21 protein-coding genes and 1 pseudogene are annotated in these 25,468 nt (G+C 73.4%); 18 read left to right on the top strand and 4 right to left on the bottom strand.

The window, feature by feature from the left end:
* Positions 1-15: 15 nt before the first annotated feature.
* The 4 genes from argH (at position 16) to AB0M97_RS21810 (ending at position 4,736) form a co-directional block, all read left to right on the top strand.
* A complete protein-coding gene (gene argH / locus AB0M97_RS21825; protein ID WP_365962596.1) occupies positions 16-1,449 on the top strand; it encodes an argininosuccinate lyase in 1,434 nt (477 codons plus the stop codon).
* Between the two features lie 156 nt (positions 1,450-1,605).
* Entirely contained in the window at positions 1,606-2,577 is a 972-nt protein-coding gene (locus AB0M97_RS21820; protein WP_365962595.1) for an aldo/keto reductase, read from the top strand.
* A gap of 87 nt (positions 2,578-2,664) precedes the next feature.
* Complete coding sequence (locus AB0M97_RS21815) at positions 2,665-3,216, top strand: helix-turn-helix domain-containing protein (RefSeq protein WP_365962594.1); 552 nt, start codon at positions 2,665-2,667, stop codon at positions 3,214-3,216.
* Entirely contained in the window at positions 3,213-4,736 is a 1,524-nt protein-coding gene (locus AB0M97_RS21810; protein ID WP_365962593.1) for an MFS transporter, read from the top strand. The genes AB0M97_RS21815 and AB0M97_RS21810 overlap by 4 nt, the downstream gene beginning before the upstream one ends.
* Positions 4,737-4,815: 79 nt before the next feature.
* Here the strand turns inward: AB0M97_RS21810 and AB0M97_RS21805 are convergent, their stop codons facing one another.
* The gene (locus AB0M97_RS21805) at positions 4,816-5,487 is read right to left on the bottom strand and encodes a lysophospholipid acyltransferase family protein (protein WP_365962682.1); all 672 of its coding nucleotides are present in this window, start codon (positions 5,485-5,487) and stop codon (positions 4,816-4,818) included.
* 437 nt (positions 5,488-5,924) lie between these two features.
* Here AB0M97_RS21805 and AB0M97_RS21800 point away from each other — a divergent pair, with 437 nt between their 5' ends.
* The 3 genes and pseudogenes from AB0M97_RS21800 to AB0M97_RS21790 all read left to right on the top strand — a co-directional run bounded on the left by AB0M97_RS21800 (position 5,925) and on the right by AB0M97_RS21790 (position 7,823).
* Positions 5,925-7,088: a glycerophosphodiester phosphodiesterase gene (locus AB0M97_RS21800; protein ID WP_365962592.1), complete on the top strand. Its 1,164-nt coding sequence runs from the start codon at positions 5,925-5,927 to the stop codon at positions 7,086-7,088.
* Between the two features lie 87 nt (positions 7,089-7,175).
* Positions 7,176-7,238, top strand: a pseudogene (locus tag AB0M97_RS21795) (sigma-70 family RNA polymerase sigma factor); the annotation flags it as partial.
* Between the two features lie 87 nt (positions 7,239-7,325).
* Complete coding sequence (locus AB0M97_RS21790) at positions 7,326-7,823, top strand: GNAT family N-acetyltransferase (RefSeq protein ID WP_365962591.1); 498 nt, start codon at positions 7,326-7,328, stop codon at positions 7,821-7,823.
* Positions 7,824-7,922: 99 nt separating this feature from the next.
* Here the strand turns inward: AB0M97_RS21790 and AB0M97_RS21785 are convergent, their stop codons facing one another.
* Together AB0M97_RS21785 and AB0M97_RS21780 are read right to left on the bottom strand one after the other, a co-directional pair.
* A complete protein-coding gene (locus AB0M97_RS21785; RefSeq protein ID WP_365962681.1) occupies positions 7,923-8,300 on the bottom strand; it encodes a hypothetical protein in 378 nt (125 codons plus the stop codon).
* Between the two features lie 34 nt (positions 8,301-8,334).
* Entirely contained in the window at positions 8,335-8,694 is a 360-nt protein-coding gene (locus AB0M97_RS21780) for a hypothetical protein (RefSeq protein ID WP_365962589.1), read from the bottom strand.
* 605 nt (positions 8,695-9,299) lie between these two features.
* On the opposite strand from AB0M97_RS21780, the gene AB0M97_RS21775 reads away from it, so the two are divergent.
* From AB0M97_RS21775 to AB0M97_RS21740, 8 genes are all read left to right on the top strand, one after another.
* Complete coding sequence (locus AB0M97_RS21775; protein ID WP_365962588.1) at positions 9,300-10,337, top strand: ATP-binding cassette domain-containing protein; 1,038 nt, start codon at positions 9,300-9,302, stop codon at positions 10,335-10,337.
* Positions 10,334-11,071 carry a methionine ABC transporter permease gene (locus AB0M97_RS21770; RefSeq protein ID WP_365962587.1) on the top strand — a complete coding sequence of 246 codons (738 nt, stop codon included), beginning with the start codon at positions 10,334-10,336 and terminating at the stop codon, positions 11,069-11,071. Before AB0M97_RS21775 ends, AB0M97_RS21770 begins: the two co-directional genes overlap by 4 nt.
* Before the next feature lie 68 nt (positions 11,072-11,139).
* Complete coding sequence (locus AB0M97_RS21765; RefSeq protein WP_365962586.1) at positions 11,140-11,967, top strand: MetQ/NlpA family ABC transporter substrate-binding protein; 828 nt, start codon at positions 11,140-11,142, stop codon at positions 11,965-11,967.
* Positions 11,968-12,104: 137 nt separating this feature from the next.
* A complete protein-coding gene (locus AB0M97_RS21760; RefSeq protein WP_365962585.1) occupies positions 12,105-12,743 on the top strand; it encodes a GNAT family N-acetyltransferase in 639 nt (212 codons plus the stop codon).
* Between the two features lie 106 nt (positions 12,744-12,849).
* Positions 12,850-14,058 (top strand): precorrin-6y C5,15-methyltransferase (decarboxylating) subunit CbiE, encoded by a 1,209-nt coding sequence (cbiE, locus tag AB0M97_RS21755; RefSeq protein WP_365962584.1) that lies wholly within the window; start codon positions 12,850-12,852, stop codon positions 14,056-14,058.
* Positions 14,059-14,438: 380 nt separating this feature from the next.
* Entirely contained in the window at positions 14,439-18,644 is a 4,206-nt protein-coding gene (cobT, locus tag AB0M97_RS21750) for a nicotinate-nucleotide--dimethylbenzimidazole phosphoribosyltransferase (RefSeq protein WP_365962583.1), read from the top strand.
* A 564-nt stretch (positions 18,645-19,208) separates the two neighbouring features.
* Positions 19,209-20,441, top strand: coding sequence for a uroporphyrinogen-III C-methyltransferase (gene cobA / locus AB0M97_RS21745; protein WP_365962582.1), 1,233 nt, complete (start codon positions 19,209-19,211; stop codon positions 20,439-20,441).
* Positions 20,442-20,496: 55 nt separating this feature from the next.
* Positions 20,497-21,315, top strand: coding sequence for an RNA methyltransferase (locus AB0M97_RS21740; protein ID WP_365962581.1), 819 nt, complete (start codon positions 20,497-20,499; stop codon positions 21,313-21,315).
* Positions 21,316-21,461: 146 nt separating this feature from the next.
* On the opposite strand, the gene AB0M97_RS21735 is transcribed toward AB0M97_RS21740, so the two are convergent.
* Complete coding sequence (locus tag AB0M97_RS21735; protein WP_365962580.1) at positions 21,462-22,961, bottom strand: protein kinase; 1,500 nt, start codon at positions 22,959-22,961, stop codon at positions 21,462-21,464.
* A gap of 636 nt (positions 22,962-23,597) precedes the next feature.
* On the opposite strand from AB0M97_RS21735, the gene AB0M97_RS21730 reads away from it, so the two are divergent.
* From AB0M97_RS21730 to AB0M97_RS21720, 3 genes are all read left to right on the top strand, one after another.
* Positions 23,598-23,807, top strand: coding sequence for a hypothetical protein (locus AB0M97_RS21730; protein WP_365962579.1), 210 nt, complete (start codon positions 23,598-23,600; stop codon positions 23,805-23,807).
* Between the two features lie 193 nt (positions 23,808-24,000).
* Positions 24,001-24,951, top strand: coding sequence for an aminoglycoside phosphotransferase family protein (locus tag AB0M97_RS21725; protein WP_365962578.1), 951 nt, complete (start codon positions 24,001-24,003; stop codon positions 24,949-24,951).
* 99 nt (positions 24,952-25,050) lie between these two features.
* On the top strand, positions 25,051-25,326 hold the full coding sequence (locus tag AB0M97_RS21720) for a zf-TFIIB domain-containing protein (protein ID WP_365962577.1): 276 nt from the start codon (positions 25,051-25,053) through the stop codon (positions 25,324-25,326).
* Positions 25,327-25,468 lie beyond the last annotated feature (142 nt).

Raw genomic sequence — 25,468 nt, 5'->3', positions numbered from 1 at the left:
CCGAGGAGCACGCAAGTGAGCAGCAACAGCGGTGACGTACGGCTCTGGGGCGGCCGTTTCGCCGACGGTCCCGCCGAGGCCCTGGCGAAGCTGTCCGCGTCCGTCCACTTCGACTGGCGGCTCGCGCCCTACGACATCGCCGGCTCGCGCGCCCACGCGCGCGTGCTGCACAAGGCGGGCCTGCTCACCGAGGACGAGCTCACCCGGATGATCGAAGGGCTGGACCGGCTCGAGGCGGACGTGGCGTCGGGCGAGTTCGTGGGCACCATCGCCGACGAGGACGTCCACACCGCCCTGGAGCGCGGCCTGCTGGAGCGCCTCGGCCCCGACCTCGGCGGCAAGCTGCGCGCCGGCCGCTCGCGCAACGACCAGGTGGCGACCCTGTTCCGGATGTACCTGCGCGACCACGCCCGCGTCATCGGCGGCCTGATCGCCGACCTCCAGGACGCCCTGATCGGCCTCGCCGAGGCCCACCCCGACGTCGCCATGCCGGGACGCACCCACCTCCAGCACGCCCAGCCGGTGCTGTTCGCCCACCACGTCCTCGCGCACGTGCAGTCCCTGTCCCGGGACGCCGAGCGGCTGCGCCAGTGGGACGAGCGGACGGCCGTGTCGCCGTACGGCTCGGGCGCCCTGGCCGGTTCCTCCCTCGGCCTGGACCCGGAGGCGGTGGCGAAGGACCTCGGCTTCGAGCACGGCAGCTCGGCCAACTCCATCGACGGCACGGCCTCCCGCGACTTCGTCGCCGAGTTCGCCTTCATCACCGCGATGATCGGCGTGAACGTCTCCCGGATCGCCGAGGAGGTCATCATCTGGAACACGAAGGAGTTCTCCTTCGTGACCCTGCACGACGCCTTCTCCACCGGCTCCTCGATCATGCCGCAGAAGAAGAACCCGGACATCGCCGAGCTGGCGCGCGGCAAGTCCGGCCGCCTCATCGGCAACCTCACCGGTCTGATGGCGACGCTGAAGGCCCTGCCGCTGGCGTACAACCGCGACCTCCAGGAGGACAAGGAGCCGGTCTTCGACTCCGTCGACCAGCTGGAGGTCCTGCTCCCGGCCTTCACCGGCATGATGGCCACCCTCACGGTGCACCGCGAGCGCATGGAGGAGCTGGCCCCGGCCGGGTTCTCCCTCGCCACCGACATCGCCGAGTGGCTGGTCCGCCAGGGCGTGCCGTTCCGCGTCGCGCACGAGGTCGCCGGCGAGTGCGTGAAGGCCGCGGAGGCCGAGGGCAAGGAACTGGACGAGCTGACCGACGAGCAGTTCGCCAAGATCTCCTCCCACCTGACCCCCGAGGTGCGCACCGTCCTCACCGTGCGGGGCGCCCTGGCCTCCCGCAACGGCCGCGGCGGTACGGCACCCGAGGCGGTCGCCGTCCAGCTCGCGGAGGTGAAGGCGGACGTGGCCGCCCAGCACGCGTGGGCGTCGGCGAAGAAGCAGGACTGAGGGGCAGCACCCCGACAGGGACGCGGGGAACCGCGCGGCACGACGCTGAGAACATCCGCGCCCCCGGCGCACCGGACGAACCGGGCGCCGGGGGCGCAGGCCATCAGGGGTTACGTTGGTCGAAGCCGTACCGGAGCCGACCGAACGGAGCCCGCGATGCCCTTCGCCCGCCTCGCCTCAGCGACGACCCCGACCTGCCACATCGGCCTGGGCCTCGCCGCCGTCGGCCGCCCCGGGTACCTCACCCTCGGCCGGGACCGGGACCTCGGAGAGGACCGCAGCGTCGAAGCCCTGCGCGAGCGCACCCACGAACTCCTCGAAGCCGCCTACGCGCAGGGCGTGCGCTACTTCGACGCCGCCCGCTCCTACGGCCGCTCCGAGGAGTTCCTCGCCTCCTGGCTCCAGGCCCACCCGGCCGTGAACGACGTGGTGATCGGCAGCAAGTGGGGCTACACCTACACCGCCGGCTGGTCCACGGACGCCGAGCGGCACGAGGTCAAGGACCACTCCCTCGCCACGTACGAGCGGCAGCGCGCCGAGACCGACGCCCTGCTCGGCAGGCGGCTCGACCTCTACCAGATCCACTCGGTGACACCGGACAGCCCCGCCCTCACCGACAAGGACCTGCACGCCCGCCTCGCCGAGGCCGCCGGGCAGGGCGTCAGCGTCGGCTTCTCCACCAGCGGCCCCGCCCAGGCCGACGCGATCCGCGCCGCGCTGGAGGTGACCGTCGACGGCAACCCCCTGTTCCGTACGGTCCAGTCCACGTACAACCTCCTGGAGACCTCGGCGGAGCCCGCGCTCGCCGAGGCGCACGCCGCCGGGCTCACCGTGATCGTGAAGGAGGCCATGGCCAACGGCAGGCTCGCCGCCCCGCACGCCCCGGACGCGCTGCGGGCCGTCGCCCAGGAGACCGGCCAGGGCTGCGACGCGGTCGCGCTGGCGTTCGTCCTGAGCCGGCCGTGGGCCGGTGTCGTCCTGTCCGGCGCCGCGACCGTCGGCCAGCTGGCCTCGAACCTGCACGCCGCGGTCGTCGACCTGGACGACGACCGCCTGTCCCGGCTCGCCACCCTCACCGAGGACCCGGCCGCGTACTGGGAGCGACGCGGACAGCTGCCCTGGCGCTGAGCGCCAAGATCGCCCGTTCCTCACCGTGGATGAGACGCACGTACCCCGTATGAGACATTGATGTCTCATATAGGTTATGGTTGTCTCATGGCTGTCGATCGTGATCACGTGCTGCGCACCGCCGCGGCCCTGCTGAGCCGCAAGTCCACCGCGACCATGGACGAGGTGGCCAAGGCCGCCGGCATCAGCCGGGCCACCCTGCACCGGCAGTTCGCCGGGCGCGACGCGCTCGTCCGCGCGCTGGAGGCCCTCGGCATCGCCGAGTGCGAGGCGGCACTGGACGCGGCCCGCCCCGACGAAGGGCCCGCCGGCGACGCCGTACGGCGCCTGGTGCACGCCCTCGAACCGGCCGCCGGACTGCTCGCCTTCCTCTACTCCGAGAACCAGCTCTTCGAGGGCGAGCAGCGCAACGCGGGCTGGTCCCGGCTCGACGAGCGCATCGAGGCGCTGTTCCGGCGCGGCCAGCTCAGCGGCGAGTTCCGCATCGACCTGACCCCGGCCTGGCTCACCGAGGCCCTGTACGGCCTGCTGGCCTCCGCCGCCTGGGCCGTGTCCGAGGGCCGTGTGGCCGGCAAGGACTTCACCCACATGATCGTCGAGCTGCTGCTCGGCGGTGCGACACGGAGAGAGGAATCATGAGCAGCACCCTGCGGCCGGCCGACCCGACGGAGGCGGTGCAGCGCCCGGGCCGCTGGCTCGCGCTGTCCGTCCTCGTGCTGGCCGTGCTGCTGGTGGCCGTCGACGCGACCGTGCTCGGCCTGGCGACCCCCTACATCAGCGAGGACCTCGCGCCCACCGGCACCCAGCTGCTGTGGATCGGCGACGTCTACTCGTTCGTCATCGCCGGACTGCTGGTCTCCATGGGCGGCCTCGGCGACCGCATCGGCCGCAAGCGGATCCTGCTCGTCGGCGCCACCGCATTCGGCGCGGTCTCCGTTCTCAACGCCTACGCGTCGACACCCGAGCTGATGATCCTCGCCCGGGCCCTGCTCGGTGTCGCGGGCGCGACGCTGATGCCGGCCACCCTGGCGCTCATCCGCAACATCTTCCACGACCCGCGCGAGCGCAGCCTCGCTGTCGGCATATGGGGCGCGACCGCCTCCGCCGGCACGGCCGTCGGCCCCGTCGCGGGCGGGTTCCTGCTGGAGCACTTCTGGTGGGGCTCGGTCTTCCTCATCAACCTGCCGGTGATGGCGGTCCTCGTCGTGGTGGGCGCCAGGCTGCTGCCCGAGTCGCGCGATCCGGACCCCGGCCCGTGGGACCTGCGCGGCGTCGTCCTGTCGCTGGCCGGCATGGTCGGCATCGTGTACGCGGTGAAGGAGACCGCCGCGCACGGCCTCGCCCCAGGAGCGCTCACCGCCGGTCTGCTCGGCGCCGCCGCCCTCTACGGCTTCGTGCGGCGCCAGCTCACCCTGCCGAAACCGCTCCTGGACATGCGGCTGTTCGCCCACCGCGGTTTCAGCGGCGCGGTGCTGGCCGACCTGCTGACCATCCTCGGCCTGTCCGGCCTGGTGTTCTTCCTCTCCCAGTACCTGCAACTCGTCCAGGGCCGGGGCCCGTTCGAGGCGGGCCTCGCCGAACTGCCCGCCGCGATCGGGGCGGTGGCGGCCGGTCTGGTCGCGGGCCGGGCGGCCCGGCGCTTCTCCGTGCGGGCCGTGGTCTCCGGCGGGCTCGCGGCCGTCGGCCTCTCCCTGGCCGCGCTCACCGTGGTCGACCACTCCACCGGCTACCCGCTGATCGGGACCGTGCTGCTGTTCGTCGGCATCGGCGCGGGCTTCTCGTTCACGGTCACCGCCGACGTCATCCTGTCGTCCGTCCCCAAGGAACAGGCGGGCGCGGCGTCCGCGGTCTCCGAGACGGCGTACGAACTCGGCGCCGCCCTGGGCATCGCCGTACTCGGCTCGATCGTCACCGGCGTCTACCGGGGCTTCTCCGGCCCGGCGGGTACACCGGCCGGGGCCCACGAGTCCCTGGGCGGCGCGGTGGAGGCGGCCCGGACACTACCCCCGGACACCGCCGGGGCCCTGCTGGCGTCGGCCCGGGAGGCCTTCGTCGACGGCCTCACCCTGGCGGCAGGCGCAGGCGCGACGGTCCTCCTGGCCGCCTCGGCAGCGGCCTGGTTCCTCCTCAGGGACCAACGCCTGGACCACACTCCCTGACCGCCCCAAAAGGGGGCGCGGGAAACCGCGCGCCAACCACAACCCGCACGCCCCCGACCTCCCGCCCGGCGCCAGAAAGCTAGGCCGCCTTCGCCTTGCTCGCGTACATGTCCACGTACTCCTGCCCGGACAACCGCATCACCTCGGCCATCACGGAGTCGGTGACAGCCCGCAGCACATAGCGGTCCCGGTCCATCCCCTCGTACCGGGAGAACTCCATCGCCTCACCGAACCGCACCGTCACCTTCCCCGGCCGCGGCAACCCCGCCCCGCCCGGCTGAAGCTTGTCCGTGCCGATCATGGCGAACGGCACCACGGGCGCCCCGGTCATCAGCGTGAGCCGGGCGATGCCGGTACGGCCCCGGTACAGACGGCCGTCGGGGGAGCGGGTGCCCTCCGGGTAGATGCCGAAGACCTTGCCCTCCTCCAGCACCCGCCGGCCGGTCATCAGCGCCGCGACACCGCCCCGGCCGCCGTCGCGGTCGACGGGGATCATGCCGACGCCGGTGAAGAACCAGGCCATCAGCCGGCCCTTGAGACCCTTGCCGGTGACGTACTCGTCCTTGCCGATGAAGAACACCTGCCGGTCGCAGACCAGCGGCAGGACCATCGAGTCGATGAACGTCAGATGGTTGCCGGCCAGAATGACGGGCCCGTCGCCGGGAATGTGCTCCATGCCCTCCACCTGGGGGCGGAACATCAGCCGCATGATCGGGCCGAGCACTGCCTTGATGAGCGCGAAGCGGGACAACGGGCCCTCCGGGGTCAACGGACGCTGTATGAGTCTGTGCAGGTGAGGACATTACTCGCGGCCCCCGGGGTCGCGCACATCGGGCACATCGGATGTCACCGGGGTCTTACGCCGCGTTGACGCACGTTCACCTGCGGGGGCGTGCCGACGGCGGGACGCAACACGGCCGTCACGTGTGACGGACGTCGCCCGGGGGCACACCGCCCGGGTTCCCCGCCGCGCCGCGCCCAACCCCGTGTCCGGGCATGTCCGCCCGTGTCCGGACCCGGCCGCCCCCGACCGGACCGTCCGTCACATCCGCCTCGGGGCACGACATCGGGAGCCATCAGGAGACATCCCGCAGCACCCGCGTGTTCCGCCGTACGTCTCCCGCACGTCACGCGCACGCCCCTACGATCGGCCCGCACCGACGACAGACGGCACGGCAGGAGGCGCTCATGGGAACGCAGGAATCGGACGAGCGGACGGGCGGTACCGGGCGGCGCGCGCTGCTCGGCGCGGCGATGCTCGGGGCGGGCGGAGCGGTCCTCGGACTGTCCGGCACCGCGCGAGCCGCCGGGGCCGCGCGCGGCGGCGGGCTGCGCAGCCTGCCCGTCCCGACGATCATCGGGCACCGCGGGGCCAGCGGCTACCGTCCCGAGCACACCCTCGCCGCCTACCAACACGCCCTCGACATGGGCGCCGACATCGTCGAGGCCGGCGACTTGGTGCCCACCAAGGACGGCCACCTCGTCTGCCGCCACGAGCCGGAGATCGGTGGCACCACCGACGTCGCGAACCACCCCGAGTTCGCCGACCGGAAGAGGACCAAGCTCCTCGACGGCGTCTCCACCACGGGCTGGTTCACCGAGGACTTCACGCTCGCCGAGCTGAAGACCCTGCGGGCCAAGGAGCGCATCCCCGTCAACCGCCCGCACAACACCCTCTACGACGGCCGCTGGGAGATCCCCACCTTCGAGGAGGTGCTGGACTGGCAGGACGAGCAGACCCGCGAGACCGGCAAGCAGGTGTGGATCTACCCCGAGCTCAAGCACCCCACCTACTTCCGCAAGCTGGGCCTCGGCCTGGAGGAGCGGGTCGCCAGGGTGCTGCGCCGGCACGGCAAGGACCGGAAGAACTCGCCGGTCATCCTGCAGTCCTTCGAGCCGACCAGCATCCAGCGCCTGAGCGGGCTCGTCGCCAACCCGCTGGTGGTCCTGCTGTCCGGCGCGAGCAGCCGCCCCTGGGACTTCCGGGAGAACGGCGACCCGCGCACCGTCGCCGACCTGATCACCCCCGAGGGCCTGCGGGAGATCGCCTCCTACGCCCAGGGCATCGGCCCGACCCTCGACCTGGTCATACCCAAGGACGCGAGCGGCAGGCTGACCCGGCCGACCACCCTCGTCCGGGACGCGCACGCGGCGGGCCTCCTCCTGCACCCGTACACCCTGCGCAACGAGAATCCGTTCCTGCCCGCGGACTTCCGCAGGGGCACCGACGCGGACGCCTACGGCGACGTGTTCGGCGCCTACCGGGCCTACTTCGCCACCGGCATCGACGGAGTCTTCACGGACCACCCGGACACCGGCCTGCTGGCCCGCGAGGACTTCCTCAACGGCTGAGCCGCCCCGCCCCGGCCGGGGCGACCTCCGGCCGCCCGGGCAGCCCACCGCCCGGGCGGCCGCGTCCACCCCCTCCACGGCCGTACGTTGGCTATCTCACAGGCCAGTCTTGGACCGGAACGTTCCGGATGCCTGGGATGTCCGCGGTGATTGCTCACAGCGGAGGTTGCGGCCCGCCGAGTCCGGGGATAGGAGTGAGGGACAACCGGCGATCAGATGAGCGGGAGGCGTGCGCACATGGGCATGAGCGTGACCATCTCTGCGGCGACCGAGCAGGACGCGGAGCAGATCTTCAGGCTGCAGTACCTCTGCTTCCAGAGCGAGGCCGCGCTGTACGGGAACTACCGCATCGACCCGCTCGTCCAGACCCTCGACTCGGTGCGCGAGGAGGTCGCCGCGGACTGCGTCTTCGTGGCCCGCCTCGGCGACGAGGTGGTCGGCTCGGTGCGCGGCCGGGTCACCGAGGACGGCGCCGCCGCCATCGGCAAGCTGTGCGTCCACCCCCGCCTCCAAGGCCACGGCATCGGCGCCCGCCTCCTGAAGGCGGCCGAGGCGGCCCTCAGGGACGAGCGCGGCGCGACGACGTTCCGCCTGCACACCGGCCACCGCAGCGAGGGCAACCTCAACCTCTACCGCAAGGTCGGCTACGAGGCGGTGGGCACCGCGCAGGGCACGGACGGCGTACCAATGATCGTCCTGGAGAAGCGGGCCGAGGCGTACGCCCAGACGGCCTGACGCCCGCCGCGCCCGCCACCGGGGCGGCGAGACGCCCGTGTCTTTGCAGGCCGGACGGGCGAGACGGCCGTGTCTTTCCGCGGCGGGGCGGCGTGCCGCTCAGGCGGCGTGCGGCTCGGCGGCACGCGCCTTCCGCAGCCAGTAGATCGCCGACACCGGCAGCAGCACCGGGATGAACAGGTACCCCATCCCGTAGTCCGACCACACGGTCGCGTCGGGGAACGCGGACGGTTCCCACACCGTCCACGTTCCCACGACCAGTACGCCGAGCAGCTCGGCCACGCAGCACACCAACGCCGCCCGTCGGGCCGTCTCCCCGCCCCGCACCAGCGAGTACGTGATGAACCCGTACACCAGCCCCGCCACCGCCGACAGCGAGTAGGCCAGCGGCGCCCGGTCGAACTCCGTCGCGATCTGGTACGCCGACCGCGACACCGCGCCGACGACCATCACGCCGTACAGCCAGACCAGCAGCATGCCCGGCCCGCCGATGAGCCTCTTCCCGGCCACCTCAGCCTCCCCAGATGTCGTACAGCCGCACTTCGAGCACGGCGAGGACGACACCGGCGGCGGCGACCGTCACCGAGCCCCACCGGGTCCGCTCCGCCAGCGACAGGAAGGCCGCCGCCGGCACGCACGCGAACGCGCCGAGCAGATAGGCCACGAAGATCGTCGTGCCCTGGGCCGGCTCCTCGCCCCGCGCCAGCAGCACGATGCCGGCCACCAGCTGGATCAGGGCCAGCAGCGTCACCACGGCCATCCCGATGAAGTGCCAGTCCTTCGTCGGCTCGTCGCGGTAGGCGGCCCAGCCGCACCAGGCGGCGAGCAACAGCGCGGCGACGCCGGTCGCCAGGGTGAGGGCATCAAGCATGGCAGTGACCTTATTACGGGCCGTGGTCCCCGATCAGGCCGCCCCCGGCCCGGGCCGGGGGCGGCCTGATCGGGGACCACGGGCAGCCGCCGCGACCTCCGTGGCCTTGGCCACACCCACCGCCCACCCGCTCGGCGCCGGCCTCCCGGCGACCTGTCCCCGGCCCTGTCCGCCCAGGTCACCGGCGCATCGAGGGTCCTCGCCGCCCGCGCCCGGCCAGGTGTCCACCACTGTCCGGCATACGGACAGGCGATGCCCGGTCAGCACCGTCCGTCTGCTTTACTGATCGCATGACCACGACGAGCGACCGCATTCCTGCGACCGAGGCGACCACGACGCCCGGTGCTCGTTGTCTGTGTCGCATGTGCCGAATGTGCGCCTTCTAGAGGGCCCCCGCACCATCTGAGCCTCGCGCCCCGAAGCGAGCGCCCGCTCCTCTCCCGTACGCCCCGCGCGCCGGAGCGGAGCCATGCCCCGCGCACAGGTTTCTCCCGGTTACCCCGCGCTCGTGAGAACCGTGCCGCGTTCCGCAGAACCCGGAAGAACAATGCCCCGTGCCCGGCGCCCACTCCCGCGCCGCGCACTCGACAGTGACGGAAACCCACGTGATCACCACATCGGGCCTGACCAAGGTCTACCGCTCGCGCGGCCGAGAGGTCACCGCCCTGGACGGCGTCGACCTGCACGTCCGCGAAGGCGAGGTGTACGGCGTCATCGGCCAGTCCGGCGCCGGTAAGTCCTCCCTCATCCGCTGCGTCAACCTCCTGGAGCGCCCCACTTCCGGCACGGTCACCGTCGCCGGGCAGGACCTCACCGCGCTCGCCGGCCGCGGACCGCGCGCCGGCAGGGAACTGCGGCGGGCACGCAGCCGTATCGGCATGGTCTTCCAGCACTTCAACCTGCTGTCCTCGCGGACCGTCCAGGACAACGTCGAACTGCCGCTGGAGATCCTCGGCACCTCAGGGAAGAAACGTTCCCGCAGGGCGCTGGAACTCCTCGACCTGGTGGGCCTCGCCGACCAGGCCAAGGCCTACCCCGCCCAGCTCTCCGGCGGCCAGAAGCAGCGCGTCGGCATCGCCCGCGCCCTGGCCGGCGACCCCAAGGTGCTGCTGTCCGACGAGGCCACCAGCGCCCTCGACCCAGAGACCACCCGCTCCATCCTCCAGCTGCTGCGCGACCTGAACCGGCAGCTCGGCCTGACCGTCCTGCTCATCACCCACGAGATGGACGTCGTCAAGTCGATCTGCGACTCCGCCGCCCTCATGGAGAACGGCCGCGTCGTCGAGTCCGGCACCGTGAGCGAACTGCTCGCCACTCCCGGCTCCCAGCTCGCCGCCGCCCTCTTCCCGGTCGGCGGCGAGGCCTCCGCCGAGGACCGCACCGTCCTGGACGTCACCTTCCACGGCGAGTCCGCCACCCGGCCCGTCATCTCCCAGCTGGCCCGCACCTACAACATCGACATATCGATCCTCGGTGCCGCCATCGACACCGTCGGCGGCCTCCAGGTCGGCCGGATGCGCATCGAACTGCCCGGCCGCTACGAGGAGAACGTCGTCCCGATCGGCTTCCTGCGCGAACAGGGCCTCCAGATCGACGTCGTCGGCGAGACCGAGCAGCTGCTGGTGAAGGAAGGTGCCAAGTGACCTGGTCCGAGATGCAGCCCCTGCTGGAACAGGCGTGTCTGGAGACCCTCGTCATGGTCGGCTGGTCGACCCTGATCGCGGTCCTCGGCGGCCTGCCCGTCGGCATCCTGCTCGTCCTGACCGACCGGGGCGGCCTGCTGCAGAACGCCGTGCTGAACAAGGTCCTCGGGCAGGTCGTGAACATCGCCCGCTCCATGCCGTTCATCATCCTCATGGTCGCCCTGATGACCTTCACCCGCTGGGTCACCGGCACCACCATCGGCAGCGAGGCCGCGATCGTGCCGCTCGCCATCGGCGGCATCCCCTTCTACGCCCGGCTCGTCGAGACGGCCGTACGCGAAGTCGACCACGGGCTCGTCGAGGCCGTGCAGGCGATGGGCGGCAACGCCTGGACCATCGTCCGCAAGGTGCTCGTCCCCGAGGCGCTGCCCTCGCTGATCTCCGGCACCACGACCACCGTCATCGCCCTCATCGGCTACTCCGCCATGGCCGGCACCGTCGGCGGCGGCGGACTCGGCGACCTCGCCGTCCGCTACGGCTACCAGCGCTTCGAATCCGGCCTGATGTGGGTCACCGTCGCCATCCTCGCGGTGGTCATCTCCCTCATCCAGTTCGCCGGCGACTACGCGGCCCGCGCCCTGCACCGCCGCGGCGCCCGCTCCGGACCCGCCCCCAGGCTGCGCCTGCTGAAGGCCGGGGGACCCGCGGCGGCCGACGTCGGCAAGGTCGCCTGACACCCCTGCACAGACTCCCCGTACCACCCGAGACGGGGTCGCACCACCGATCAGGAAAGGCACTTTTCGTGCGTAACACCACCAAGGTCACCACCGCTGTCCTCGCCGCCGGAGCCCTCACCCTCGGGCTCACCGCCTGCGGCGCGGACCAGGTCGCCGCCACCGACACCTCCAAGCCGCTCGTCGTCGCCGCGAGCCCCGTCCCGCACGCCGAGATCCTGACGTACGTCAAGGACAACCTGGCGAAGAAGGCGGGCCTCGACCTGGAGGTCCGGGAGTTCACCGACTACGTCACGCCGAACACGGCGACGGAGGACGGCTCGGTCGGCGCCAACTACTTCCAGAACCAGCCGTACCTCGACGACTTCAACAAGAAGAACGGCACCCACGTCGTGCCCGTCGTCACGGTCCACCTGGAACCGCTCGGCCTGTACTCCCACAAGGTCAAGAAGGCCGACGACCTCAAGAGCGGTGCGACCGTCGCCGTCCCCAACGACACGGTCAACGAGGCCCGCGCCCTCAAGCTGCTCGCCGACAACGGGATCATCACCCTCAAGGACGGCGTCGGCAACGAGGCCACACCCGCCGACATCGTCAAGAACCCCAAGAACCTCAAGTTCAAGGAGCTGGAGGCGGCCCAGACCCCGCGCTCCCTGGACGACGTGGACGCCGCCGTGGTCAACGGCAACTACGCCATCGAGTCCGACCTCGAGCCCTCCAAGGACGCCCTCGTCCTGGAGTCCGCGAAGAACAACCCCTACGGCAACTTCCTCGCCGTGAAGAAGGGCAACGAGGACGACCCGCGCGTGAAGAAGCTCGCCAAGCTGCTCACCTCCGCCGAGGTCAAGAAGTTCATCCAGGACACCTACGCCGGCTCCGTCATCGCCTCCTTCTGACGGCCGCCCGCGGCCCGGCACGGACGGGGTCCGCTTTCTGACAGGCAGTGGACCCCGTCGTGCGGCTGGGGGCCCCGATGCTGCATGCTGGGCAGTTCAGCAGCCCCTGAAGGTCCCCGAAGGTTACGGAGCGGCGCATGACGAGCACCTTCCCCAACGTCTCCATCAGCACGGAGCGGTTGGTGCTGCGCCCCCTCGAAGAGCCGGACATCGAGGCCTTCGCCGAGATGATGAACGACGAGCTCGTCACCGCCTGGACCTCCGTGCCCCACCCCTACACCGAGGACGACGCCCGCACCTGGATCACCGAACTCGCCCCCGCCGAACGCACCGAGGGCCGCGGCATCGTCTTCGCCGTCACCGAGTTCCTCACCCAGCGCCTCGTCGGCACCGTGCACCTCCGGCACACCGACTGGCGGGTCCGCTCCAGCGAGATCGCCTACGTCATCGCCCCCTGGGCCCGCGGCGAGGGCTACGCCTCCGAGGCCGCCTTCGCCACCGCCCAGTGGCTGTTCAGCGACCAGAAGTTCGAGCGGCTCGAACTGCGCACCGCCGCCGACAACACCGCCTCCCAGCAGGTGGCCCAGAAGATCGGCTGCATCAGCGAGGGCGTCCTGCGCAACGCCTGGATAGCGCGCGCCAGGACCGAGGACGGCGGGTGGACCGACGTGCGCACCGACGTCATCGTCTGGAGCCTGCTCCCCGAGGACCTCGCCGGTGTCGCCGAGCAACTGGCCGACACCGGCGGTTTCACCTCCTACGACGACTGGAACTGAACCAGCGGGCGACGACATCCCCGCCCGCGCCACCAGGTAGTCTCACCAAGCCCGCTCCCGCGGGATGTCCAGCCGACCTGCGCAGACCTTCTGGAGACTGACGACGATGGCCGACCGCGTCACGGTGATCGGCTGGGACGGCTCGCCGCTGACCGCCGCGGCACGCTCCGCCCTCGGCGCCGCCACGCTGGTCGCGGGCGCCGCCCACCACCTGTCGCTCCCCGAGGTGCCGCGCGGCGCCGAACGCATCCGCCTCGGCAGCGTCGCCCTCGCCGCCCGCCGCATCGCCGCCCACCGCGGCACCGCCGTCGTGCTCGCCGACGGCGACCCCGGCTTCTTCGGCGTCGTACGGACCCTGCGCGCACCCGAGTTCGGTCTTGAGGTCGAGGTCGTCCCCGCCGTCTCCTCCGTCGCCGCCGCCTTCGCCCGCGCGGGCATGCCCTGGGACGACGCCCACGTGGTCGTCGCACACCCCCGCACCCTGCGGCGCGCGGTCAACGTATGCCGCGCCCACACCAAAGTCGCCGTTCTCACCTCGCCCGGCGCCGGCCCCGCCGAACTCGGCCTGCTGCTCGAAGGCGTCCACCGCACCTTCGTCATCTGCGAGGAACTCGGCACCGACCGCGAACAGGTCAGCGTCGTCACCTCCGACAAGGCCGCCGACCACACCTGGCGCGACCCCAACGTCGTCATCGTCATCGGCGGCCCCGGCGGCGGCGCCGAGAGCGGCGGCTGGATCGCCGGACGCGACCCGGCCACCGGACCGCGCGGCTGGACCCTGCCCGGTGAGACCTACGGCGTGCTCGGCGAGGGCGAGAGCGACCTGCTGCGCGCCGCCCAACTCGCCCGCCTCGGACCGCGGACCGGCGACCTCGTGTGGGACATCGGCTGCGGCGGCGGCGCGTTCGCCGTCGAGGCGGCCCGCGCCGGCGCCGCCGTCATCGCCGTCGACCGCGACCCCGCCGCCTGCGCCCGCACCGAGGCCGCCGCGCGCCGCCTCGGGGTCCAGCTCCACATCGTCCACGGCACCGCGCCGCACGCCCTGGAGAACCTCCCCGAGCCCGACGTCGTCCGCGTCGGCGGCGGGGGAGCGGCCGTCGTCTCCGCGGTCGCCGACCGGCGCCCGCAGCGCATCGTCACCCACGCCGCGACCCGGGACGCCGCCGAACTCGTCGGCCGCGACCTGACCGAACACGGGTACGACGTCGAATGCGCGCTGCTCCAGTCCGTCGAACTCGACACCCGCGCCTGGACGGAGACGGAGCGGAGCGTCGCGTTCCTGCTCAGCGGCGTGCTCCCGGTCCGCGCGGGCTGACCCCGGCACCGTCCCGGTGATCCTGTTGTCGTACCGCGCGCGGTAGGCTGGCCGACTGCTGCGGACCACACGGACGCCGGCGCCCCGCCGGTCAAGGTCCCCACAACGCGACCGGTTTGGGGCGGGTGTGGTACGGCAGCGACCGGGAGGGCGCGCAACGTGGCGCAGTCCACAACGGCCAGTCGTGGATCACGCTGTCGTGACGGAGGAACGACCGCGACAATGCCACTGAATGGATTGCCACTGAATGGCTTTGTCGTCTTTTCCGGCGGGTCGTTCGTGCCGCAGGGCACGCACGCTCGTTCTCACTGCGGGGCGGTCAGTGCGCCGTTCCGGGTGAGCTGGTCGTAGAAGCACTAACCGATGGGCGAGGGGTACGCATGACCGACACCGGCCAGATCCCGGGCGAGGGGCTGCCGGAGAACGCAGGCACGGTGGAACAGCCTGGCGTCCCCGCGCCCGGCTCGTACGCCTACCTCTCCGAGACCACCGCCCAGGACGAAGACCTCTTGCTGCTGCCGGGCGCCCAGAGCCCCTGGGGCAACGAGGTCGCGCCACCCGCCCCGGAGCCGGTCGTGGAGGCCGTGCACCAGCCCGGCCCGCACGAGGCCGCAGGGCGCGACAGCGGCTTCGTCGACCTCGGCGGCGTCCGCCTGCCCGACACCGGGCAGCAGGCCCCGCCGGTGTCCTCGGCATCGCTCCCGCCGCGCCGGCCGCTGCACCTCGGCCCGCCCCTGCCGAACACGTCCGCGAGCCCGGTCCGCTCCCTCGCCGACCGCGGCCCCGCGGACGCGCCCCGCCCGCCCGGCCCGGAGTACCTCGACGCCGCCCCCTCGCACGGCGCACCGGCATGGCAGGCCCAGGCCAGACCGGCCGAAACGGTTGTCCCGCCCGAGCCGGGCGCCGCCGAGGCGGCGGTGACGCGGGCGGCGCGGGGGTATGAGGCGCAGGGGGACGCGCCCGCGCAGTCCTCTGCGAGTACGGGTGTCGCGTACCCGGAAGGGGAGAGCGCGGAGCTTTCCGGCCAGGCCCGGACCGAGCCCGGTGAGGTCTTCGCGGAGGCGGAGCCCGGTCAGGCCGTCGCGGGTGGACAGGCCGAGCCTGTGCAGACCGTCCCCGTGGAGGGCGGGGCGCTCGTCACCGAGTCCGCTCCTGGAGAGCCTGTTCTGCCCCAGAACCCGGAGGTGGCCGCGCCCCAGGGTGATCCGGCCCTTGAGCCCGGCGCACCGGAGGGCGTGCAGCCCTTCGAGGCTGCCGTGGCCGAGGCCGTCGCGGTGGAGGACGTACCGGCGCCCGAGCCGGTCGTGTCCGAGGCTGCCGTCGCGGCCGAGGCTGCCGCTCCCGGGCAGGTCCCGGTGACCGATGTGGCCGCGGCTGAGGAGGCGCCCGTACCGGATGTGGCCACGTCCGAGCAGAACCTCGTACCCGAGGAGCCGACGGCTGAGCAGGCGCCCGTACTGGATGTGGCTGCCTCTGAGCAGATCGCCGTACCGGATGTGACTGCCCCTGAACAGATCGCCGTACCGGATGAGGCTGCCGCTGCGCCGGTCCCGGTCTCCGCAGCCGCCGCCTCCGAGGAGGTCGTCGCGCCCGGCGCTGAGGCCATAGGACACGCTCCCGCCGCGGAGCAGCCTCTGGCTTCGGAAGCCGACGCCTCCGAGCAGGCGCAGGCTGTCGAGACCTTCGCCCCGGTGGATGCTTCCGGGCAGGCGCAGGTGGTTGAAGCCCCTGCCCCAGTTGACGCACCCGGGCAGGCGCAGGCTGTTGAGACCCTTGCCCCGGTTGACGTCCCCCAGCAGGCGCAGGCTGTCGTACCCCCTGCTCCCGTCGATGTCCCCGAGCAGGCACAGGCCGCCGAAGCCCTCGCCCCCGGGGCCACCCCGGCATTCGATGCCGCCGCTCCCGAGGCCGCCGCGCCTCCGGAGCCGTCCGTCTCCGAGCCCGCCGCGTCCCTGGAGCCCTCAGCCTCCGAGCCCGCCGCGTCCCTGGAGCCCTCAGCCTCCGAGGCTGCCGTGTCCCCGGAGCCCTCAACCCTCGAAGCCGCCATGCCGCCGGGGCCCTCCACCGTCGAGGCCGCCCCGGCACTCACGGCGCAGGACCCCGACATCGCACCGCCCTCCGGTCCGGGCAGCCCCGATGCCGCCGCAGTCGCCCCCACCTCGGCAGTCCCCGAAGCCGCCGAGGCGGACCCCGCGCAGGTCACGCAGTTCGCGCAGCCCGCCGAGGGGGACACCCCCGCCGCCGGCACCGACACGTTGGCGGCGCAGGGTGCGGAGCACCAGGATCCGCAGTCCCCCCAGGAGGTGCAGGTGACCGAGGACCCGTGGATCAACCACGACCCGCGGCAGCCCGAGCCCGACGCGGAACCCCAGCCCGCGTCGGTCGGCCTGCCCGCCGAGGCTCACCAGCCCGGGATGGCCGGCCGGCCCGCCCAGGCCCCGCACGCCGTCCAGCCCCCGCAGGGCCCTCAGTCCTCCCTCGCCGGTGACCTCGCGTACGCGGATGCCGCCCAAACCGGCCAGCAGGCCCCCGCTTCCCCCCAGCCCGTGGGCCAGTTCGTCCCCGTCGACGGCACCGTGCCGACCACCCCGCACCTTGCCCCGACCCCGCCGCAGGCGACCACGATCCCCACCGAGGTGGCACCCCCCGCCGACGTCACCGCCGAGCACCTGGAGCCCTCCGCCGTCCCCGCTGCCCGCGGGGCCGCCCTCCCGCACGCCGGTCCCGACCTGGTCCAGCACGCCGACGACCTGGACACCCGGGCCGCCGTGGATGACCAGGAAGGCCGGGAAGGCCGGGAAGAAGGCCAGGAAGAGAGCGCGGGCGCCGTGACACAGACGCGCAAGTCCAGCGGCCCCGCCGCCCCCGGCTACGACGACGCCGAGCGCGAGGCCGTCCTGAAGGTCATGCGGGAACGCCGTGACATCCGCAACGGCTTCCGCGGCGACCCCATCCCGCACGAGGTCCTGCTCCGCGTCCTGGAGGCCGCCCACACCGCGCCGTCCGTCGGGCACTCGCAGCCCTGGGACTTCGTGGTCATCCGCTCCGCCGAGACCCGGCGCGCGATGCACGAACTGGCCATGCGCCAGCGCGACGCGTACGCCAAGTCCCTCCCCAAGGGCCGGGCCAAGCAGTTCAAGGAACTGAAGATCGAGGCCATCCTCGACACCCCGGTGAACATCGTCGTCACCGCCGACCCCACCCGCGGCGGCCGCCACACCCTGGGCCGCCACACCCAGCCGCAGATGGCCCCGTACTCCTCCGCCCTCGCCGTCGAGAACCTGTGGCTCGCCGCCCGCGCCGAGGGCCTCGGCGTCGGCTGGGTCAGCTTCTTCGACGAGCGCGAGATGGTCCGCGCCCTCGGCCTGCCCGAGCACCTGGAGGTCGTCGCCTACCTGTGCGTCGGGTACGTGGACGAGTTCCCGGACGAGCCCGAGCTGATGCAGGCGGGCTGGTCCAAGCGCCGCCCGCTGTCCTGGGTCGTGCACGAGGAGACGTACGGCCGCCGGGCGCTGCCCGGCGAGGAGCCGCACGACCTGCTCGCCGAGACGGTCACGCAGATCCGCCCGCTGGACGCCAAAGCGCTCGGCGAGGCGTGGGAGCGGCAGAAGCGCATGACGAAGCCGGCGGGCGCGCTCGGCATGCTGGAGATCATCTCCGCGCAGCTGTGCGGCCTGTCCCGGAAGTGCCCGCCCCCGGTCCCGGAGCCCGCCGCCGTCGCGATCTTCGCCGGTGACCACGGCGTGCACGCCCAGGGCGTCACCCCGTGGCCGCAGGAGGTCACGGCCCAGATGGTGGCCAACTTCCTCGGTGGCGGCGCCGTCTGCAACGCCTTCGCCAACCAGGTCGGTGCCGAGGTCTGCGTCGTGGACGTCGGCGTGGTCGCCGACCTGCCGGCCACCCCGGGCCTGCTGCCCCGCAAGATCCGCGCCGGTACGTCCGACATGACCGCCGGTCCCGCCATGTCCCGCGAGGAGGCCAAGCAGGCCATCGAGGTCGGCATCGAGACCGCCCGCGACCTGGTGGCCGCCGGCAACAAGGCCCTGCTGACCGGTGAGATGGGCATCGCCAACACGACCGCGTCGGCCGCCCTGATCGCGGTGTTCACGGGCGCCGACCCGGCGGAGGTCACCGGCCGCGGCACCGGCATCAACGACGAGACCCTCGCCCGCAAGACGGAGGTCGTGCGCCGCGCCCTCGAAGTGCACCGGCCCGACCCGGCCGACCCGATCGGCGTCCTCGCCGCGATCGGCGGCTTCGAGCACGCCGCCATGGTCGGCCTGCTCCTGGGCGGAGCGTCCCTGCGTACGCCGGTGATCCTGGACGGCGTCAGCGCCGGCGCTGCGGCGCTGGTCGCCCGCGCGATCGCCCCGGAGGTGCTGGCCGCGTGCATCGCCGGTCACCGCAGCGCGGAGCCCGGCCATGTGGCGGCCCTGAACAAGCTGGGCCTGCGCCCGCTGGTCGACCTCGACCTGCGCCTCGGCGAGGGCACGGGCGCCCTCCTGGCCCTCCCGCTGGTGCAGAGCACGGCCCGGGCGATGCACGAGGTGGCGACGTTCGACTCGGCAGGGGTGACCGAGAAGTAGGTGCCCCGGCCCGCGTGCGAGGCAGCCCGCTGCCGACGACGGAGCAACCGACCCGCCACCGACGACGGAGCAGCCGACCCGCCGCCGACGATGGAGCAGCCCGGACCCCGCCGCCGACGATGGAGCAGCCCAACCGCCGTCGGCGGTGGAGCGCCCCGCCCCACCGCCAGCGGTGAGCCAGCCGCACCCGCCGTCGGCGGCGGAGTAGCCGAAACCGCCGCCGACGACGGAGCAGCCGACCCGCCGCCCACGACGGAACAGCCCAACCCGCCGTCGGCGGTGGACCAGCCGCACCCACCGCCGACGATGGAGCAACCGACCCGCCGCCGACGACGGAGCGCCCCGCCCCACCGCCAGCGGTGAACCAGCCGCACCCGCCGCCGGCGTCAGGGCAGCCGACCCCGCCGCCGACGCCGCGGCCCAACCCGCGCTGCGGACGCCGCGGCCCAACCCGCCGCCCGCCACGCTGCCCAGCCACTGGACCGCCCGCGCGGCCACAGCGCCCCGCGCCGTAAAATCCGCACGTCAGGGCATCCGCACCGCCGCAACAGGAGCCGCACCCTCATGGCCGAACACCCCGCCTACCCCGTAGGCCTCCGCCTCACCGGCCGCCGAGTGGTCGTCCTCGGCGGCGGTCAGGTCGCCCAGCGCCGCCTCCCGGCCCTCGTCGCGGCCGGTGCGGACGTCCTCCTCGTGTCGCCGGACGCCACCCCGTCCGTCGAGGCGATGGCGGATGCCGGGGAGATCACCTGGGAGCGGCGCCCGTACGCGGACGGCGACCTCGCCGACGCCTGGTACGCCCTGATCGCCACCAGCGACCCCGAGGCGAACGCCCGCGCCTCGGCGGAGGCCGAACGGCACCGCGTCTGGTGCGTGCGCTCCGACGACGCCGACGCCGCGACGGCCTGGACCCCGGCGACCGGCCACAGCGAGGGCGTCACGGTCGCCGTGCTCACCACCGACGCCAAGGGCCGCGACCCGCGCCACACCGCCGCCATCCGCGACGCGGTCGTGGAGGGCCTGCGCGACGGCACGCTCGTCGCCCCGCACCACCGCACCCGCACCGCGGGCGTCGCCCTGGTCGGCGGCGGACCGGGCGACCCGGACCTGATCACGGTCCGAGGCCGCCGCCTCCTCGCCGAGGCCGACGTCGTCATCGCCGACCGCCTCGGCCCCCGCGACCTCCTCGCCGAACTCCCGCCGCACGTCGAGGTGATCGACGCGGCGAAGATCCCGTACGGCCGTTTCATGGCGCAGGAGGCCATCAACAACGCGCTGATCGAGCACGCCAAGCAGGGCAAGTCGGTGGTCCGCCTCAAGGGCGGCGACCCGTTCGTGTTCGGCCGCGGCATGGAGGAGGCGCAGGCGCTGGCCGAGGCGGGGATTCCGTACACCGTGGTACCCGGCATCTCCAGCTCCATCTCGGTGCCCGGCGCCGCGGGCATCCCGGTCACGCACCGGGGCGTGGCACACGAGTTCACCGTGGTCAGCGGGCACGTCGCCCCGGACGACGAGCGCTCCCTGGTGGACTGGCCCTCGCTGGCCAGGCTCACCGGCACGCTGGTGATCCTCATGGGCGTCGACAAGATCGGCCGGATCGCCGACACGCTCGTCGCGCACGGCAAGTCCCCCGACACCCCGGTCGCCCTCGTCCAGGAGGGCACCACGGCCGCCCAGCGCCGCGTCGACGCCACCCTGGCGACGGTCGCGGAGACGGTCCGCGCCGAGGACGTACGCCCCCCGGCGGTCATCGTCGTCGGCGAGGTCGTGAAGGTGGGCCCCACCGCGTCGGCGTGACCCGCCCCGGCCCTTCCGGCAACCACCCACCAACCAGACGAGGCAGCAGCACCCCGTGGCCGATCCCCTCACCGTCGACACCCCCGACGACCCGCGTCTGCACGACTACACGAGCCTGACCGACGTCGACCTGCGCCGCCGCCGCGAACCGGCCGAGGGCCTGTTCATCGCCGAGGGCGAGAAGGTCATCCGGCGGGCCCTGGACGCGGGCTACGAGATGCGCTCGATGCTGCTGTCCGCCAAGTGGGTCGACGCCATGCGGGACGTCATCGACGCGACCCCGGCGCCCGTCTACACCGTCGACCCGCAGCTCGCCGAGCGCGTCACCGGCTACCACGTGCACCGGGGCGCCCTCGCCTCGATGCAGCGCAAGCCACTGCCCACGGCGTCCGCCCTGCTGCGCACCGCCCGCCGCGTGGTGGTCATGGAGTCGGTCAACGACCACACCAACATCGGCGCCGTCTTCCGCTCGGCCGCCGCCCTCGGCATCGACGCGGTGCTGCTCTCCCCGGACTGCGCCGACCCCTTGTACCGGCGCAGCGTGAAGGTCTCGATGGGCGCGGTCTTCTCCGTGCCGTACGCCCGCCTGGACGTCTGGCCGAAGGACCTGGCGACGGTCCGCGAGGCCGGCTTCACGCTTCTCGCGCTCACCCCGGACGAGCGGGCCAAGACCCTCGACGAGACGGCCCCGCACCGGATGGACCGCGTGGCCCTGATGCTCGGCGCCGAGGGCGGGGGCCTGTCCGCCCGGGCCCTGCGGGCGGCCGACGAGTGGGTGCGCATCCCCATGTCCCACGGCGTCGACTCCCTCAACGTCGGCGCGGCAGCGGCGGTCGCGTTCTACGCGGTGACAGCGGGCCGCCCGGAAGCGTAGCCCGGCACGGCCTGCACGCCCCCACCCGGAGGCGTAGCCTGGCACGGCCTGCGCGCCTCTACGGCCTGCACGCCCATCGGCCTGCACCGCACCCGCGCCCCGAGCCGGAGCCGAGCCGACCCCGCCCAAGCGGCCCCGGCCCGTCCCTAGCCGGAAGCGCCCTCCCGGCGCGTCCCCTCGTCCCCCTCCGCCGCCGGCGTCCCGTCCGGCAGACGGCCGGGCTCGACCCGCTCCTGCCGGCTCGGCGCTGCGCCGCCGCCGTACCCGTCACCGAGTCCCCGGGCCGGACCCTGGCAGCCCTGGGCCGCGGCGATGCCCAGCGCCACGAGCAGCGTCACCACGACGAACACGAAGAGCCGCTGCCTGAGCAGCCGGGGATTGGCCGGCCGCCGCCCGGTTCCCGTCGCGCGCGGCCCGGGACGGCGGCCGGTCCCGCTGCGCGGCGCGGGCCGGCCACCGCTGTTCGGGCGCGCGCCACGGCCCGTGGGCGTGGGCCGCGCCCCGGACCGGGACGCCGAACCACCACGCGAAGCCGAACCACCACGCGAAGCCGAACCACCGCGAGAAGCCGAACCTCCACGCGAAGCCGAACCACCCCGCGAGCCCGATCCGCCACGCGACGCGCTCCCGCCCCTTGAGGCGGCCCCGCCGCGCACCGGACCGGCCCCGCGGGACGCGGCGCCGCCGCGCGGCGGGGGAGTGCCCTGCTGCCCCTGCGGTCGGCGCTGACCGCGCTCCGGGGGCCCGTCGGGAAGCCGTCCGGTCGGCCGGTCCGCGTCTCCGGCCCGGGGCGCGGGCGGCCGTGCGTCGGCGAGGCCCTGCGCCTCACGGGCGGCGATCTCCTTCAGCCGCAGCGACAGCTGGAGCGTGCTCGGCCGTTCTTCGGGGTCCTTGGCGAGGCAGGCCCGGATGAGCGGGGCCAGCGCGTCGGGCACGCCGTCCAGATGCGGTTCCTCGTGCACCACGCGGTACAGCATCACCTCGGAACTGCCGTGCCCGAAGGGGGAGTCGCCCGTCGACGCGTACGCGAGCGTGGCGCCCAGCGAGAAGACGTCCGTGGCGGGCGTGACGGCCGCGCCGCGCACCTGCTCGGGGGCGAGGAACCCGGGGGAGCCGACCGCCGTGCCGACGTGCGTCAGCGTCGAGGCGCCCGTCGCCCAGGCGATGCCGAAGTCGATGATCCGCGGCCCCTTCGGGGACAGCAGGATGTTGGACGGCTTCAGGTCCCGGTGCACGACCCCGGCCTCGTGCACGGCGACCAGGCCCTCGGACAGGGCGGCCCCCACGGCGGCCACGTCGGCGGCGCACAGCGGCCCCTCGTCGGCGACCTTGTCGTGCAGGGACGGCCCGGGCACGTACTGCGTGGCGAACCACGGGCGGTCCGCGTCCAGGTCGGCGGCCACCAGCCGCGCCGTGCACCCGCCGCGGATCCGCCGTGCCGCCGAGACCTCACGGGCGAAGCGCGAACGGAACTCCTGGTCCTCGGCCAGGTCGGGCCGGATGACCTTCAGCGCGACCCGCTGCCCCTTCTTGTCGGAGCCGAGGTAGACAACTCCCATCCCTCCCGCGCCGAGCCGTCGGTGAAGCCTGAACGAGCCGACGACGCGCGGGTCCTCGCGCCTCAGGCGCATCATCGCCATGTTCATCCCCGCTGCCCGGTCCTGTGACGTGCCACAGCTTACGTTTCCCCGGCCTCCCGCGCGCAGAGGCCGCGCCCTCTCACGGCGACGGATTGTCGGTGTCGGGCGCGTCACTTGAGACGGGGTCAGCTCCACCTCGACCGGGCCGGACACGTACGGCCCAAGATCCCAACCGCCCGCGACGACAGGGGGGTTGGACCCGGGCGGGGTCCGCGGACGACCACGCCGGGGAACGCGGACACCCCGACGCGCAGGTCGGCGGCGGTGGCGGCCGTACCGCACCGCCGCGTGAACGCGGAGGCGCGCCGGGACGTCACGGAAGTGAGCGAAGTCACGCGCTCGGGGGGTGGCCCACCCCACGGAGGGCGGTTCGGAGAAACCGGGCGGACCGGTCACCCCCTCCGGGAAGACCCGGACACCCGGGGCCGCGTCTCCACCCTGGGGAGTACTCACCGCGGCGCGGCTCATCCTCCGGGAGGCCCGGCATTCGGTACGAGGGCATGACGTGCCGGCCCGCCCCGGCACCTAGATTTGAGGTCAAGCGGCGGGTGCAGCACTCGTCCCCCGAGGTCAGACACCCGCCGCTGCACAGAACGACAAGACCAACAGCACACGGCCAACCGAAACGGTCAGGAGAGCGCCATGGCCCACACGGCATCGCGGACAGTGCTCCGCACGCGGGAGCGGATGGCGTACGCCGCCACGCTGCGCCCGCGTCGCCAGGGCCGCCGTCACCCCCTGGTGGCGACGCTCATGGCGCTTCCCCTGGCAGCCCTGCTCCTGCTCGTCTTCGACGGCTGGGAGACGGTGGCCACACAGGCGTCGTCCGTGGGTGTGATGCTGGGGCGCTGAGCGGCGACCCCAGGCCCGGAAGAGCGGTCCGGGCGGGGACATCCATCCATGAAACCCCGTGGGGACGGGGGTGCGGCGGACGGCACAGATGCCGGCGCAGCTGGGGAGCTGCGCCGGCATTGCTGTGCCCCCACCTTCCGCCTCCCGCTTCCGGCCCTGCCCAGGCTCTCGCCCCGGCAACTACCCTCACCCCGTGACAGCCAGCACCCTCGTGTCCCAGCTGACCGGCAGAGCCAGAGCCGCCGCCCACGCGCGGACCACCGCCTGCCCCTGCGGGACGGACGCCACGCTCGCCGACCGCGCCGACGGCACCGTCGTACGGCACGAGGAGACCGTCGCCAAGGCCCACGCGCCCGGCACGGACCCGCGCGAACTCGCCCTGCGCCTGTCCCTGGCCGCACGCCTGCCGGACACCCTGCTCGCCCCCGCCGAACCGGCGCCGGTGGCCCTGCACGGCAGGCTCGTCACGTTCTGGCCGTACGGCAGTCCCGTCGACCCGGACGACCCGGACGCGGCGCCGTGGGAGGCGGCCGGCGACCTGCTCGCCCGGCTGCACCGGACCCCCGTCGAGGGAACCGGCCTGCCGCCCATGCGGGGCCCGCTGAAGGCGGCCCGTGCCGTCGCACGCCTCCGCCGCGCCGGTCCGCACCCCGCCGCCGGCACCGTGCTGCGCGCCTGGGACGCACTGCCCGGCTGGGCCCGCGCCGAGGCACCCGCACCCGGCACCACGACCCTGTGCCACGGCGACCTGCACCTCGGCCAGCTCGTCCGGCACCCCGCGCCCGACGGACGCTGGCTGCTCATAGACGTCGACGACCTGGGCACCGGCGTCCCCGCCTGGGACCTGGCGCGCCCGGCGGCCTGGTACGCCTGCGGGCTGCTCACGCCCGGCGAGTGGGACCGGTTCCTGACCGCGTACCGGGCCGCCGAAGGTCCCGCCGTGCCCGCGGCCGGTGACCCCTGGCCCGCGCTGGACGTCCCGGCCCGGGCGCTGACCGTGCAGACCGCCGCCCAGGCGATCGTGAAGGCCGCCGCGGACGGCCGCCCCCTGGACGAGGTCGAGGAAATGGTCCTGGCGGCATGCGGGCGGATGGGGCCCGTCCCCACCGATCCGTGCGAACCGGCACAAGATTTTGCGACGTAGGGTGCAACCGGCCGCCGCCGGACGGAGTCTTGTCCTGGCGATACGCGAAGTCCTGACGATATGCGAAGCAGGAACGACCGGCGAGGAGTTGAGCCGACGATGCAGTGTCCGAAGTGCCGCGCCCCAATGCACACGTACAACCGCAACGGTGTCCAGATCGAGCAGTGCAGCGGGTGCCGGGGGATCTTCCTCGACTACGGCGAGCTGGAGTCGCTGACCAGGCTGGAGGCCCAGTGGTCCCAGCCCGCCCCGCCGCCCCCGCCCGCCCCGCAGGCCTACCCGGCGCCGCCCGCCCCCGCGTGGGGCGCCCCGCACCACGGCCACCACCACGGGCGCCGGCACAAGAGCTTCGGGCACATGCTGTTCTCCAGCTGATGCCGTTCTCCGGCTGAGCCGCGCCACGAAGAAGCCCCCCGGCGGGAGGCGAATTCCAGGGGTCGTTGCAACACAGAGGTCAACTGGCTGTGTCCAGGAGCTTAGCGAGGCGCTCGGCTGGGGTTTCCCAGCCGAGCGTTTT

This window comes from Streptomyces sp. NPDC051207, from assembly GCF_040682395.1.
GTDB lineage: Bacteria > Actinomycetota > Actinomycetes > Streptomycetales > Streptomycetaceae > Streptomyces.
Note: the sequence above shows the minus strand (reverse complement) of the source record. Positions and strands in the feature narration are given on the sequence as shown.